This is a genomic window from Antrihabitans cavernicola (assembly GCF_008297975.1).
In the GTDB taxonomy this organism is placed as follows: Bacteria; Actinomycetota; Actinomycetes; order Mycobacteriales; family Mycobacteriaceae; genus Antrihabitans; species Antrihabitans cavernicola.
The window spans coordinates 300,410-314,621 of the sequence record NZ_VLNY01000001.1 but is presented as its reverse complement, the minus strand read 5'-3'; the positions used below and the strand labels follow the sequence as shown (position 1 = coordinate 314,621).

Below are 14,212 nucleotides of genomic sequence, written 5' to 3'. Positions count from 1 at the left end.
CTCTGTGAGCAGTGCTCTCTGTTGCGATTCAGTAAACACCGCCGAGCCGATCATGTCAAGAGCAGTGCTCTCGTTTACTTGCGATCGAAGGTGGCAGCGAGTGCGGCAACAACGACGTCGGAACGTGTCGCGCGCGTCGTCGCGTTCAGCTCCAGATGGCAGAAACCACGGTTGCGCTGGGCCGCAGCAGTGGCTTGGGAGTTCTGATTTCCCTCCAGCCGCCCCTCCGGCCGGCGCCAGGCGCGACGGACTTTCAAGTCGGCAGTGAGCTGATCGGCCAGGCGCTCGTGGATCTCACCCGGCGTTCCCGGTCCAGCGGATATCACGACATCGCACCCGGCCGAGCTGTCGTCGGCGAAGCCGTGCAACTGCAACTCGAAGAGATCCGCAGATGCTGTGGCCATTGCATGGAACAGCGATCGATCGTCGTGTGCGACGTCGGCAAGACCTGCGGCGCGTCGATGCGCACCGGCGACGATCAGCACGCTGCCCGGAATCGCCCGTAGCGACTGCAGGCCGATCAGTTCCGTGCCCTGATCCGCCTTGGGGTGCGGGACCTCGATCTGCACCCGTGGCGCCGCGCCGCGATCGACGATCACCATGCCCCAGGCTCGCTCCGTCCCACGCTCGCCGATCGCAACCGTGCAGCGCCTGCCGGACGTGGAGTCCATCACATCGCTCACGGTGAGTCCGACCGCGGCGAGCGGGGTGGCGGCCTCGGGGTCGTCCGCGAGCAGCATCTGCAACGCGAGCGCGCCGTTGCGGCGCTCGGCAGCGCTCGCATTGCGGTAGGCCTGCGTCGGCTGGATCGACCGTGTGAGCGAGCCGATCAGATCGTCGAGGTTCACCGACACCGCCTTCCTTCGACGAGCGTAGTAGCGAAGCTTGACATTGACGCAGCGTCAACTTGCAGACTGGATTCACCGACGAAACGAAGGGAGTTCGAAGTCGTGACCGGCGAATGGTCCATCCAGGATCTGGCGAAAGCTGCCAAGACCACCAGTCGCACCCTGCGGCACTACGGCGACGTGGGGCTGTTGGAGCCGTCGCGGATCGGCAGCAACGGCTACCGGTACTACGACCAGAACGCCCTCGTGCGATTGCAGCGGGTGCTGCTGCTGCGTGACCTCGGCCTCGGCCTACCGGCCATAGCCGAAGTGCTGCGCGGCGAGCGAAACACTGCCTCCGCGCTGCGATCTCACCTGGAACTGCTTCGGCAGGAACAGGATCGGATCAACAGGCAGATCGCGTCGGTGACAACGACACTGCGAAAAACGGAGGGAGGTGAACAACTCATGGCAGAGGAAGTTTTCGACGGCTTCGATCACACCCAGTACAAGGACGAGGTGATCGAGCGCTGGGGCAAGGATGCCTACGAACGCAGCGACAACTGGTGGAAGTCCATGAGCGATGACGACAAGCGTGGTTTTCAACAGCGTCAAATCGACATCGCGACGGACTTCGCGAACGCTCGCAAGGCCGGTCTCGCCGCGGACAGCGACGAGGTACAGGCGATCACCCAGCGGCAGTACGACTGGATCACGGTCGGCTGGGGCGGCAAGAAGCCCGAGGCCTGCGCGTTCGAGGGCCTGGGTCAGATGTACGTCGACGATTCGCGCTTCACCGCGAATTACGACGATCCGCACGGCCCCGGGACCGCGGCCTTCATTCGCGACGCGATGAAGGTCTATGCGGACCGCATGTAGGTGCCCGACCCCGTGTGTGGTCGACGAGTCCACGGACTGTCGAATCCACGCACGGGGGTCGGAGCGGCGTGCGTCGGATACCCTGAGTTCCCGTGACTGCTGTAACCCCAGGTGACCATGCTTCCGGCACGTACGACCTGATCATCGTCGGCTCAGGATTCTTCGGGTTGACCATCGCGGAGAGGGCGGCAACCCAGCTGGGTAAGCGGGTGCTGGTCCTCGACCGGCGTCACCACCTCGGCGGCAACGCCTACTCCGAGGCCGAGCCCGAGACGGGCATCGAGGTACACAAGTACGGTGCGCACCTCTTCCACACCTCGAACAAGAAGGTATGGGACTACGTCACCCAGTTCACCGCTTTCACGAATTACCAGCACCGCGTATTCGCGCTGCACGACGGCCAGTCGTATCAGTTCCCGATGGGGCTCGGGCTGATCTCGCAGTTCTTCGGCAAGTACTTCAGCCCGGAGGAAGCGCGAGCGCTCATCGCTGAGCAGGCCTCGGAGTTCGACTCGAAGGATGCAAGCAACTTCGAGGAAAAGGCGATCTCACTGATCGGCCGCCCGCTGTACGAGGCGTTCATCAAGGCCTACACCGCCAAGCAGTGGCAGACCGACCCGAAGCATCTTCCGGCAGGCAACATCACGCGCTTGCCGGTTCGCTATACGTTCGACAACCGCTACTTCAACGACACCTACGAAGGCCTGCCGGTCGACGGGTACACGAAGTGGCTCGAGAACATGACGGCCGACGACAAGATCGACGTGCGGCTGAACACGGACTGGTTCGACGTACGCGACAACCTCCGTGCGGCTTCGCCGGACGCCCCCATCGTCTACACCGGTCCGTTGGACCGCTACTTCGACTACGCCGACGGTGAGCTGGGTTGGCGCACAATCGACTTCGAGACCGAAGTGCTGCAGACTGGTGATTTTCAAGGCACGCCGGTGATGAACTACAACGACGGCGACGTCCCGTTCATCCGCATCCACGAGTTCCGCCACTTCCACCCGGAGCGGGACTACCCCAAGGACAAGACGGTCATCATGCGGGAATTCTCCCGCTTCGCCAAAAGTGGCGACGAGCCGTACTACCCGATCAATGCCTCCGACGACCGCGAGAAGCTCGCGGCCTACCGGGCGCGGGCGAAGCAGGAAACCGCAACGGCGAAGGTGCTTTTCGGTGGCCGCCTGGGCACTTACCAGTACCTGGACATGCACATGGCAATCGCCAGTGCGCTGTCGATGTTCGACAACACGCTGCGGCCGCACTTCGAAACCGGCGAAGCGCTGCACGGGGAAGACGACGCGTGACCCCGAAACATGAGTTGGAGTCGGTAACCATCGAAGACCTCGCTCCCAAAGGTAAGTCGCTGCTGCAGCGCATTCTGCTGCCACGCCCGGGTGAACCGCTCGACGTGCGCACCCTTTACCTGGAGGAAGCTGCGACGAACAACCGCCGCGCACATGCCACTTCGCGCACCAGCCTGAACATCGGCGCCGAATCCGAGGCGTCGTTCTGCACCTACTTCAACGCCTTCCCAGCCAGCTACTGGCGGCGCTACAGCGTGCTGAAGTCCGTTGTGCTGCGGCTCGAGCTCACCGGCCACGGCCGCGTCGACGTCTATCGCTCCAAGGCCGACGGTTCGCGGATTCACGTCGAGGGTAAAGAATTTCAGAACAGCATGAACTCCGCGGCTATCGAGTTCGAGGTGGAGCTGGCACCGTTCGAGGACGGTGGCTGGATCTGGTTCGACATCACCACCGACACCGAGGTGGGCCTGGATAGCGCGGGCTGGTTCTCCGCCGTCGAAGCCCCGGGCGCGGCGCCCGCGGAGCACCCCGACAACACCGGCAGTCCCTCGATAGCAGTGGGCATTCCGACGTTCAACCGTCCGACCGACTGCGTGAAAGCGCTGACAGCGCTGGGCTCCGATCCCTTGGTGCTGGACAAGATCGGCGCTGTGATCGTGCCCGATCAGGGCACCCGTAAGGCGCGCGACGAACCTGGATTCGCCGAAGCGGCAGCAGTATTGGGCGATCGCCTGGTGGTCCACGATCAGCCGAACCTCGGTGGTTCCGGCGGCTACAGCCGAATCATGTACGAGGCGTTGAAGACCACGTCGTGCGAGTTCATCCTCTACATGGACGACGACATCGAGATCGAACCGGACTCGATTCTGCGCGCCCTCGCCCTGTCTCGATTCGCGAAGGTTCCGACGCTGGTCGGCGGCCAGATGCTGAACCTGCAGGAGCGCTCCCATCTGCACACGATGGGCGAGGTGATCAACCGCGGCATATTCATGTGGACGGGTGCACCGAACACCGAGTACGACCACGATTTCGCCAAGTACCCCTTGAGCGATCGCGACAATTCCAAGCAGCTGCACCGGCGCATCGACGTCGATTTCAACGGCTGGTGGATGTGCATGATTCCGCGCACCGTCGCCGAAGAACTCGGCCAGCCGCTGCCACTGTTCATCAAGTGGGACGATTCCGAATACGGTTTGCGCGCAAGGAAAGCCGGCTATCCGACGGTCACCATGCCCGGCGTGGCGATCTGGCACATGGCGTGGAGCGACAAGGACGACGCCATCGATTGGCAGGCGTACTTCCATCTGCGTAACCGGCTGGTGATCGCGTCGTTGTACATGGACGGCGACCCGCGCGCGATGATCGCGAACTCGGTCAAGGCGACGCTGAAACATCTACTGTGCCTGGAGTATTCGACGGTCGCCATCCAGAACCAGGCGATTCGCGACTTCATGCGCGGGCCGGAGGGGCTGTTCGATCTGCTGCCCACGGCGCTGAGCAACGTGCACGCCATGCGGAAGGAATACCCCGACGCCGTCGTCGTCCCGTCGTCGACGGAACTGCCGCTGGCCTCCGGGGCCGGCGTCGGTGCGGTGGGGGAGCCGTCCAACCCGCTCGCGAAGGTTGCGCGCCTCGGTAAGGGGCTGGTGCACAACGTCCGCAAGGCCGACGTGTCGCATCACGACCGGCCGCAGCTCAACGTTCCGACGCTCGACGCGCGGTGGTACCTGCTGTCGCAGGTGGACGGCGTCACCGTCACCACAGCCGATGGCCGCGGGGTCGTCTACCGCAAACGCGACCCGCGCAAGGCCGCGGCTCTGCTCAAGGAAGCGATGCGGTTGCGCAAGGAACTGGCGAGCCGGTTCCCCGAGCTGCGCGACTCGTACCGCGCCGCACACCCGGAGCTGACCAGCAGGGAGAGGTGGGCTCGTGTCTTCGACCAGTAACGAAGTGGCGATTCTCAATGCCGTGCAATCCGGCATCGGCTCGCACCCGACGGTGATCTCGGCGGCACGCGGCATGTCGCACTTCGGTGAGCACGCGCTCGGCTGGATCGCGCTGGCGGGCATCGGTGCCGCGGTCGACAAGGATCGTCGTCGGGAATGGGCGGGTGTCGCCGTCGGTGCGGTAGGGGCACACGCCGCGTCCATCGTGATCAAGCGAGTAGTTCGTCGCCCGCGGCCCAACGATCCGAGCGTCGCGATCAACGTGTCGACACCCAGCAAGCTCAGCTTCCCGTCGTCGCACGCCACGTCGACCACCGCGGCTGCTGTGCTGATGGGTCGGCTCACCGGGCTACCCTTGCCAGCACTGCTGGTTCCGCCGATGTTGCTTTCGCGGGTGGTGCTCGGCGTGCACTATCCGACCGATGTGCTCGCAGGCTCCGCGCTGGGTGCAGCGTCGGCCGCGGCCGTGCTTGCCGCCGAGAAGAAGTTTGGAGACAGACCCCGATGAGCGAAGAGCCGACCGGCCACGACCTCGAAGAAGGCGTGACCAAGGGGCCGCCGAAGACCCTGGCAGGCGGCATCGTCAAGGCTGTCCGCCCACGGCAGTGGGTCAAGAACGTGCTGGTCCTGGCCGCGCCGCTGGCCGCCGGTTCGGTGAACCACATCGACGTCCTGTGGCCCGTCGCGCTCGCGTTCGTCGTGTTCTGTATGGCGGCGTCGGGCATCTACCTGGTCAACGACGCGATGGACGTCGAAGCCGACCGCGCCCACCCCACCAAGCGTTTCCGTCCGATCGCGGCAGGCGTCCTGCCCGTGAAGCTGGCGTACGCGATGGCCGTGGTGTTGCTGCTCGCGGCGATCGGGCTGTCGTTCATCGCGAACTGGCAGCTCGCCGTGGTGATGGCCATCTACATCGGCGTTCAGTTGGCCTACTGCTTCGGCCTCAAGCACGAGCATGTGCTCGACATCTGCATCGTGTCGTCCGGCTTCCTGCTGCGGGCGATCGCCGGTGGTGCGGCCGCCGACATTCCGTTGTCTCAGTGGTTCCTGCTGATCATGGCGTTCGGATCGCTGTTCATGGCCGCGGGCAAGCGCTACGCGGAGATTCAGATCTCGATCAACACGGGCGCGAAGATTCGTAAGTCGTTGGAGGCGTACACCCCGACCTACCTGCGGTTCGTGTGGACGCTGTCGGCAACGGCCGTCGTCATCTGGTACGGGCTGTGGGCGTTCCAGCAGGACTCCCTCAAGCACACCAACTGGTACGCGGTGTCGATGATTCCGTTCACCATCGCGATCCTGCGCTACGCCGTCGATGTCGACGGTGGCGAGGCGGGCGAGCCCGAAGAAATCGCGCTGGGGGATCGGGTGCTGCAACTGCTCGCGATCGCTTGGATCGGAGTTGTGGGTGTCGCTGTCTACGTCGCATGATGATGTGCGGACCGATACGCCCGCAGGTGAGATAACAGGCGTTGCTCGTCGTGGTTCCTGGCTGCCACGCGCCATCTTTCCCGCCGGGATCGTGCTGACGGCGGTGCTGTTCTTCATCGGTGCGTGGCAACGCCGGTGGATCGCCGACGACGGCCTGATCGTGCTGCGCACCGTGCGCAATCTGCTGGCGGGCAACGGCCCGGTCTTCAATGTCGGCGAGCGAGTCGAGACCAACACCAGCACCGTCTGGACCTTCCTGGTCTACGGCGTCAGCTGGGTCACCCAGGCCCGGCTGGAATATGTGGTGCTCGGGATTGCGCTGACGCTCTCGATTGCCGCGATCGTGCTGGCCATGGTCGGATCGGGTCGGTTGTGGTCCGGTGGCAAGACGACCGGTGCGTCGTTGCTGCTGCCTGCCGGTGGCCTCGTCTACATCGCCGTTCCGCCTGCCCGCGACTACGCGACCTCCGGACTCGAAACCTGCTTGGTCATCTTCTGGCTCGCGCTGCTATGGGTGTTGCTCATCCGGTGGAGTCAGCGTGCGTCCGGTGAGCGCTCGGTGTTGGTCCTGGCGTTCATCGCGGGCCTCGGACCGCTGGTGCGCCCCGAGATGCTGCTCGTCGCGACCTTGACGCTGTTGCTGATCTTCTTCGCGCCGCACGCCAGTTGGGTGATGCGCGTGTGGATCGTGATCGTCGCGGGCCTGGTACCGGTCGGCTACCAGGTCTGGCGAATGGGCTACTACGCGCTGCCCTACCCGAACACGGCCGTTGCAAAGGATGCCGCGGGTTCGAAGTGGGGCCAGGGGTTCATCTACCTCTGGAATCTCGTAGGGCCGTACTTCCTCTGGCTGCCGCTGCTGATCCTGCTGATCGCCGCCGTCCTCGCCTTCCGCACCGCCCGCGGTAGCTCCGTCGGATCGAACGAACGTTCCGTTCGTTCTGTCAGATCGAACGAACGTTCCGTTCACCCCGCCAAAGAGGGCGGAAAAACGGGTGCGCGGGGGCGCGGGTTCGACGTACGGCGCTGGCAGGCCAAGCTGCGCTCGCCGGCCGCGATCGTGGCACTCGTGCTCTGCAGCGGCCTGCTGCTCGGGCTGTACACACTGCGCGTCGGTGGCGATTTCATGCACGGCCGCACGCTGCTGCCCGCGCTGTTCTGTTTCCTGCTCCCGGTTGCGGTGCTGCCGCTCCGACTGCCTGAGCGCGGCGTTCGTAAGCAAACCATGACCTTTGCGGCGCTCGCCGTGGCGTGGGTCGCAACGATGGCCTGGGCGGTCATCGCGGCGAACACCGTTGGGATGGCAACCGGAACCACGATCGGTAAGTCCGGCATCGCCGACGAGCGAGCGTTCTACGTCCTCAACACCGGCCACGATCACCCGATCCTCGCCGAGGACTATCTCGACTATCCGCGGATGCGCGCGATGGTGAAAACCATCGCCGATACGCCCGACGGTGGCCTGCTGATCGCTGCGCCGTCGTTCACGTACTGGGACGTCGTGCCGCCGCCGCTGCCGATCCCCGACGACAAGATCAGCCACACCGTCTACTTCCTGAACCTCGGTATGACCAGCATGAACGTGCCGCTCAACGTCCGAGTCATCGATCAGGAGGGCCTGGCGTATCCACTTGCCGCGCACAGTGATCGGTTGCTCGACGGGCGGATCGGGCATGACAAGGCGCTCTACCCCGACTGGGTGGTCGCCGATCTCAATCTCGTCGACAAGCACCCGTGGCTGCCGTGGTACCTCGACGAGGACTGGATCACCGAGGCGAAGACTGCGATCGGCTGTCCGGAGACACAGGACCTGCTGACGTCGTACCGATCGGATCTCACGTTCGAGCGGTGGAAGCAGAACTTCAAGTCGGCGCTGACCCTTGCGAAGTACCGCTTCGATCGGGTGCCGAAATACGAGATCGAGCGATGCAAGCTGACGCCGCCTCCCTTACAGCGTCCAAATTGATCGGATGTCCAGCCAAGAAAACTGGCTATTCCGTTGAGTTCGGGATACTTTGTCACGGTTCGATAACTACAGGGTCGCACCAGTGATGCTGGTCGTCGGGGGACGATCGACCCACGAGTGCACGATGCGACCGGCCGGTCGCGCGAATGGAAGGCTCTTGTCGATGCAGGTTTCGAAGAGGCAAGGCGTGCTACGTCGCATGGCTGCTGCCGTGACGATGGCGCTCCTCGTGCCGATGGGCGTTGCCGTCTTGGGCGACACCGCAACGGCATCTGCCGCGTTCAATCCCTCGGGACAGGACTTCTGGGTCGACTCCGCCACCATGGGTCCGATCAAATCCAGGATCTTCCGCGCAGCCGACGGCAATACCGATCGCGTTGCGTATGCGCTGGACGGACTGCGTGCCCGCGACGACCTGAACGGTTGGGAGATCGAAACCGATATCGCGCGCTCGTTGACCGCGGCGAACATCAACGTCGTGATGCCGGTCGGTGGCCAGTCCAGCTTCTACACCGACTGGTACGCCCCTAGCAGCTTCTTCGGATTGGGCTCAGGCTCGTCGTCCGGCTCCGCAACCGGTTCGTCCGGCAAAGTCGGCCAGAAGAACCGCTACACCTGGGAAACCTTCCTCACCAGCGACCTTCCCAACGCGCTTGCGGGCCGAATGGGCTTCCGCAATTCACGCAACGGAATCTTCGGCCTGTCGATGGGCGGTAGTGCCGCTCTGACGCTTGCCGCGTACCACCCGAACCAGTTCTCCTACGCCGGTTCTTTCTCGGGATACCTGAACGTCTCTGCGCCCGGCATGAAGGAAGCAATTCGACTCGCGATGCTCGATGCAGGCAACTTCAACGTCGACTCGATGTGGGGCCCGCCGTTCGACCGTGCCTGGTTGCGCAACGATCCCTTCGTCTTCGCGCCGCGCTTGCGTGATCAGGGCACCAGATTGTGGGTTTCGGCCGGAAGCGGTCTGCCGGGTCCGTTCGACCGCCCAGCGTCGCCTGTCGACTTGTTCAATACGGGCAACGCCATGGGTCTGGAGGCGATCGCCCTCGCCAACACCCGCTCGTTCCAGATTCGGATGGCCACACTCGGTGCGAACAACGTGACCTACGACTTCCCGAACGTCGGCACCCACAGCTGGGGTTACTGGCAGGACGAGGTCTTCAAGATGACCCCTGACATGAGTGCACATATTGGCTAGTGTTCCGGCGGAATTGCCACTTCATCGACGACGGTGATGCGGCAATTCTGCTCTCGGGAGAATGTCGGATATCATTTCGGTAACGGCGCAGGCGGCTCCGCCGATATGCCTCCAGGATGTCCACCGGACGAGTGCGTCAGTACGTCTGGTATTCATTAGCTCGAGCAATCGTGGGCTGCTGCAGTACGCGTGAACGATTGCGACCGATCCGGTCGCGCGAATGGAAGGCTTTACTCGATGCAGGTTTCGAAAAAGCGGGGATACCTCCGTCGGGCGGCCGCTGCCGTGACGATGGCGGTTCTGATGCCAGTGGGCGTTGCCGTGATGGGTGACGCCTCGACGGCTTCTGCCGCGTTCAATCCCTCCGGTCAGGACTTCTGGGTCGACTCGGCGAGCATGGGGCCGATCAAGAGCCGCATCTTCCGCGCGAACGACGGCAACACCAACCGTGTCGTGTATGCGCTGGACGGTCTGCGCGCCCGCGACGACCTCAACGGCTGGGAAATCGAAACCGATATCGCGCGCACGCTGACGGCGGCGAACATCAACGTCGTGATGCCCGTCGGCGGGCAGAACAGCTTCTACAGCGACTGGGCCGCGCCGAGCTCGTTCTTCGGTGCCAGCGGGTCGTCGAGCGGGTCGGGCACCGGTTCCGCCGATGTCGGCCAACGCAACCGCTACACCTGGGAAACGTTCCTGACGCAGGATCTGCGTAACGCGCTGAGTTCGCGGTTGGGTTTCAGCCCGACGCGCAACGGCGTTTTCGGTCTGTCGATGGGTGGCAGTGCTGCGTTGACGTTGGCGAACTACCACCCGGATCAGTTCTCGTATGCGGGGTCGTTCTCGGGTTACCTGAACGTGTCGGCGCCGGGCATGAAGGAAGCCATGCGGTTGGCGATGTTGAGTCAGAACGGGTTCAACATCGACGCGATGTGGGGACCGCCCTGGAGCCCGGCGTGGTTGCGTAACGATCCGTTCGTCTACGCTCCGTCGCTCAAGGCGCACAACACGCGGCTGTGGATTTCCGCGGGCAGCGGCTTGCCTGGTCCGTTCGATCGTCCGGCGTCGCCGGTAGATCTGTTCAACACCGGTAATGCGATGGGTCTCGAAGCCATTGCGTTGGCGAACACTCGTGCGTTCCAGTTGCGGATGTCGTCGCTCGGTGCGAACAACGTCACCTACGACTTCCCGAACGTCGGTACCCATAGCTGGGGTTACTGGCAGGACGAGGTCTTCAAGATGACTCCGGACCTGAGCGCACACATCGGATAACCTCCGAATCGAACGCCGAAATTGCCGCATCACCGATCAGGTGGTGCGGCAATTTCTGTTACCGGGGGCCGTCTCGCAGCATCCCTCGTACTGCGTCGACCGAAATGTCGTCGGGCTCGAAATCGGTCAGCCACCAGGTGGCACCTGCCTCGACGTACGGTGCCAGGTCCGTGCTGGCCGGCTGGGCCACGACCACCTCCAGGCCGGTACCGAGTAAAGCCACCGATTCGGCGAGCTGATCCGGATGACTCAGGTTGACCGGGAAGTAGCCGTCGTGGCGGGCCGCTCGCCGTATCGGCGCGAGCTTGCCGGGAAATCCGGCCACCCACACCGGAATTCGGTCGTGCGTCGGCCGTGGCAGGAAACGCACGCCATCGACGGTGTAGTGCTCACCGTGGTGGTGGACTTCCACGCCCGACCACGCCGCGCTCAGGATGGTGAGCGACTCGTCCAGCATGGCCGCCCGCCTGCGATCGTCGGTCTCTTCCCCGAACAGCGAGTACTCGCCGCCGAATCGATCGCTGCCCAACCCAACGCCGAGGGTCAGCCTGCCGTTGCTCAATCGGTCGAGCGTCGCGGTTTCGCGGGCGACCTGCACCGGTCGGCGACGAGCCAACGGGGTCACCATGGGGCCGATCCGCACCCTCTCGGTCGCGATGGCAGCAGCTGCCAGCGTGATCCACGGATCTGCCACGGCCGAGACGGGCGCGCGCCACCGCGTGTGATCCCAGACGAACACACCGTCCCAGCCGAATTCCTCCGCCTCGGCGGCGAGCCTCGCGACGCCAGCGGGTTCGGCGAGCTGGTCGAACAGCGGGAACCACAGTGCGGATTTCAAGCGCGTCATGGAAACAGACATAAACCCTGACACCGTGTCGTCGTCAAGGGAGCTCGCGGATCACGGCGTGGCGGCGATTCCACGTGAACCGGGCGTTTTCGGTACCAGTTCGATAACTCGAGAGCCCGTTCCGGCAAATTGGCCCCAAGATGTGCCAAGGACAGTCACACCAGTAACTCTGGCCACATCAGAGACTCTGGAAACATCGGGGGGACTGCCGACCATGTGCTGACGGATGCGGTCGCACGACCGCGTGAGCGAAAGGCTGAGTCGATGCGAGCTGTCACAGAACGCGGACGCCCGGGGACTACCAGGCGGGCAGTAGTGAAGCGGATTTCCGTAGCCCTGACCATGGCGCTGCTGATGCCGCTGGGCATTGCGGTCCTCGGAAACACCGCAACCGCCTCGGCGGCCTTCAATCCCGCAGGGCAGGACTTCTGGGTCGACTCCGTCACCATGGGGCCGATCAAAAGCAGAATTTTCCGCGCCTACGACGGCAACACCAACCGCGTCGTCTATGCGCTGGACGGTCTCCGCGCCCGCGACGACCTCAACGGCTGGGAAATCGAAACCGACGTCGGCCGCACGCTGGCTGCCGCGAACATCAACGTGGTGATGCCGGTCGGCGGGCAGAACAGCTTCTACAGCGACTGGTACGCACCGAGCACGTTCCTGGGGGCCGCCAGCCTCTCGGGCGGCGCGGGTGACGTCGGCCAGCGCAACCGCTACACCTGGGAAACCTTCCTCACCCACGATCTGCGCAACGCCATGGCCGCCCGGCTGGGGTTCAGCCCGACCCGCAACGGCGTCTTCGGTCTGTCGATGGGTGGCAGCGCCGCGCTCACGCTGGCGAACTACCACCCGGATCAGTTCTCCTATGCGGGTTCGTTCTCCGGCTACCTGAACATCTCGGCGCCGGGCATGAAAGAGGGCATGCGTGCCGCGTTCCTCAGCCAGAACGGCTTCAACATCGACGCCATGTGGGGCCCGCCGTGGGACCCGGCGTGGCTTCGTAACGATCCGTTCGTCTACGCGCCGTCGCTCAAGGCCCACAACACTCGACTCTGGATCTCCGCGGGTAGTGGTCTGCCGGGTCCGTTCGATCGCCCGATGTCGCCGATCGACTACTTCAACACCGGCAACGCTATGGGCTTGGAGGCCATCGCCTTGGTCAACACCAGGGCATTCCAACTCCGAATGTCGTCGTTGGGTGCCAACAACGTCACCTACGACTTTCCGAACGTGGGCACCCACAGTTGGGGCTACTGGCAGGACGAGGTCTTCAAGATGACCCCGGACCTGAGCGCCCATATCGGGTAGTCGTCACGGAGTTGGCACTGCGGGCGACGGTCGAATATTGTCCTCCCAACGCAGTGTGACCTCATAGTCATCTCACTGTCCGCCGTGTGCCGTGGCCTGGTTTTCGTAACCGGACCACGGCACACGGCGGCGGTGTCCGTTGCAGTAGGCAAGTTCGCTCATGCGGGCATCGCAGAAGCAGAAAGAGAGCTGTATCCATGCGTTTAGGTAACGCGGACCGAAGCTGGAAAAAGAAGATTCTCGCTGTCGGCGCAGCGGCACTCGTGCTACCGATGGCCGCCGGGATCGTCGGCACGGCAGTTGCGACCGCGGCGCCGGTCACGGCCCACCGCACGCCGGCAGGCGGCGTCGAGGATCTGCAGGTTCCGTCCAGCATGGGTCCGATCAAGGTGCAGGTGCAGTGGGCCGCGCACGGCGGAAACGCCGCTCTCTACCTGCTCGACGGCCTCCGCGCCCGCGACGACCGCAACGCCTGGTCGTTCGAGACCAACGCGCTCGACCAGTTCCGCAACGACAACGTCACCCTGGTGATGCCGGTCGGCGGCCAGTCGAGCTTCTACGCCGACTGGTACGCGCCCAGCAACACCAACGGGCAGAAGTCGACGTACAAGTGGGAGACCTTCCTGACCAAGGAACTTCCCGCCTACCTCGCCAACTACGGCGTTTCGCCGACCAACAACGCCGTCGCAGGTCTGTCGATGGGCGGCAGCGCCGCCATGACGTTGGCCGCGTACCACCGCGATCAGTTCAAGTTCGCCGGTTCCTACTCCGGCTACCTGAACATGTCGGCTCCCGGCATGCGCGAAGCGATCCGCGTGGCGATGCTCGACGCGGGACGCTTCAACGTCGACTCGATGGCCGCGCCGTGGAGCCCGCAATGGCTGCATATGGACCCGTTCGTGTCCGCCCCAAAGCTCAACGGCTTGTCGATGTACATCTCGGCATCGAGCGGACTCCCCGGACCCTACGATCACCCGAACTCGGCGATCGGCGTGTACAACACGGCGAACGCCATGGCTCTCGAGGCCCTCGCGCTGGTCAACACTCGCGCCTTCCAGGTCCGACTGGCCAGCCTCGGCATCCCGGCTCGCTTCGAGTTCCCGGCCTCCGGAACGCACTCGTGGCCGTACTGGCAGAACGAGCTTGCCAACTCACGCAACCAGATTCTGGATGTGCTGAACGCGCACTGAGAACCACGTCACAACAGCCCCGCACG

General features: G+C 64.0%; 12 protein-coding genes. 10 read left to right on the top strand and 2 right to left on the bottom strand.

What is annotated here, in order from left to right:
* Positions 1–74: 74 nt before the first annotated feature.
* On the bottom strand, positions 75–848 hold the full coding sequence (locus tag FOY51_RS01535; protein ID WP_149428428.1) for a hypothetical protein: 774 nt from the start codon (positions 846–848) through the stop codon (positions 75–77).
* A 102-nt stretch (positions 849–950) separates the two neighbouring features.
* On the opposite strand from FOY51_RS01535, the gene FOY51_RS01530 reads away from it, so the two are divergent.
* The 8 genes from FOY51_RS01530 (at position 951) to FOY51_RS01495 (ending at position 10,838) form a co-directional block, all read left to right on the top strand.
* Positions 951–1,706, top strand: a complete 756-nt coding sequence (locus FOY51_RS01530; RefSeq protein ID WP_149428427.1) for a MerR family transcriptional regulator — start codon at positions 951–953, stop codon at positions 1,704–1,706.
* A gap of 92 nt (positions 1,707–1,798) precedes the next feature.
* Positions 1,799–3,019, top strand: a complete 1,221-nt coding sequence (glf, locus tag FOY51_RS01525) for a UDP-galactopyranose mutase (protein ID WP_149428426.1) — start codon at positions 1,799–1,801, stop codon at positions 3,017–3,019.
* Entirely contained in the window at positions 3,016–4,965 is a 1,950-nt protein-coding gene (locus FOY51_RS01520; protein WP_149428425.1) for a glycosyltransferase, read from the top strand. Before glf ends, FOY51_RS01520 begins: the two co-directional genes overlap by 4 nt.
* On the top strand, positions 4,949–5,473 hold the full coding sequence (locus tag FOY51_RS01515) for a phosphatase PAP2 family protein (RefSeq protein ID WP_149428424.1): 525 nt from the start codon (positions 4,949–4,951) through the stop codon (positions 5,471–5,473). Before FOY51_RS01520 ends, FOY51_RS01515 begins: the two co-directional genes overlap by 17 nt.
* Positions 5,470–6,396: a decaprenyl-phosphate phosphoribosyltransferase gene (locus FOY51_RS01510; RefSeq protein ID WP_149428423.1), complete on the top strand. Its 927-nt coding sequence runs from the start codon at positions 5,470–5,472 to the stop codon at positions 6,394–6,396. Before FOY51_RS01515 ends, FOY51_RS01510 begins: the two co-directional genes overlap by 4 nt.
* On the top strand, positions 6,374–8,362 hold the full coding sequence (locus FOY51_RS01505; RefSeq protein WP_371830392.1) for an arabinofuranosyltransferase AftB family protein: 1,989 nt from the start codon (positions 6,374–6,376) through the stop codon (positions 8,360–8,362). Before FOY51_RS01510 ends, FOY51_RS01505 begins: the two co-directional genes overlap by 23 nt.
* A 163-nt stretch (positions 8,363–8,525) precedes the next feature.
* Positions 8,526–9,566 carry an alpha/beta hydrolase gene (locus tag FOY51_RS01500; protein WP_253072994.1) on the top strand — a complete coding sequence of 347 codons (1,041 nt, stop codon included), beginning with the start codon at positions 8,526–8,528 and terminating at the stop codon, positions 9,564–9,566.
* A gap of 237 nt (positions 9,567–9,803) precedes the next feature.
* Positions 9,804–10,838 (top strand): alpha/beta hydrolase, encoded by a 1,035-nt coding sequence (locus FOY51_RS01495; protein WP_235916027.1) that lies wholly within the window; start codon positions 9,804–9,806, stop codon positions 10,836–10,838.
* Between the two features lie 58 nt (positions 10,839–10,896).
* Here the strand turns inward: FOY51_RS01495 and FOY51_RS01490 are convergent, their stop codons facing one another.
* A complete protein-coding gene (locus FOY51_RS01490; protein WP_149428422.1) occupies positions 10,897–11,685 on the bottom strand; it encodes an LLM class flavin-dependent oxidoreductase in 789 nt (262 codons plus the stop codon).
* A gap of 264 nt (positions 11,686–11,949) precedes the next feature.
* Between FOY51_RS01490 and FOY51_RS01485 the strand changes: the two genes are divergently transcribed.
* Entirely contained in the window at positions 11,950–12,996 is a 1,047-nt protein-coding gene (locus FOY51_RS01485; protein WP_235916025.1) for an alpha/beta hydrolase, read from the top strand.
* Positions 12,997–13,193: 197 nt separating this feature from the next.
* A complete protein-coding gene (locus FOY51_RS01480) occupies positions 13,194–14,186 on the top strand; it encodes an alpha/beta hydrolase (RefSeq protein ID WP_149428421.1) in 993 nt (330 codons plus the stop codon).
* Positions 14,187–14,212 lie beyond the last annotated feature (26 nt).

What these genes read in the sequence shown, in the direction of transcription:
- FOY51_RS01510 (WP_149428423.1), top strand. Translation starts at nt 5,470, where the DNA reads ATGAGCGAAGAGCCGACCGGCCACGACCTCGAAGAAGGCGTGACCAAG.
- FOY51_RS01500 (WP_253072994.1), top strand. Translation starts at nt 8,526, where the DNA reads ATGCAGGTTTCGAAGAGGCAAGGCGTGCTACGTCGCATGGCTGCTGCC.
- FOY51_RS01495 (WP_235916027.1), top strand. Translation starts at nt 9,804, where the DNA reads ATGCAGGTTTCGAAAAAGCGGGGATACCTCCGTCGGGCGGCCGCTGCC.
- FOY51_RS01490 (WP_149428422.1), bottom strand. Translation starts at nt 11,685, where the DNA reads ATGACGCGCTTGAAATCCGCACTGTGGTTCCCGCTGTTCGACCAGCTC.
- FOY51_RS01485 (WP_235916025.1), top strand. Translation starts at nt 11,950, where the DNA reads ATGCGAGCTGTCACAGAACGCGGACGCCCGGGGACTACCAGGCGGGCA.
- FOY51_RS01480 (WP_149428421.1), top strand. Translation starts at nt 13,194, where the DNA reads ATGCGTTTAGGTAACGCGGACCGAAGCTGGAAAAAGAAGATTCTCGCT.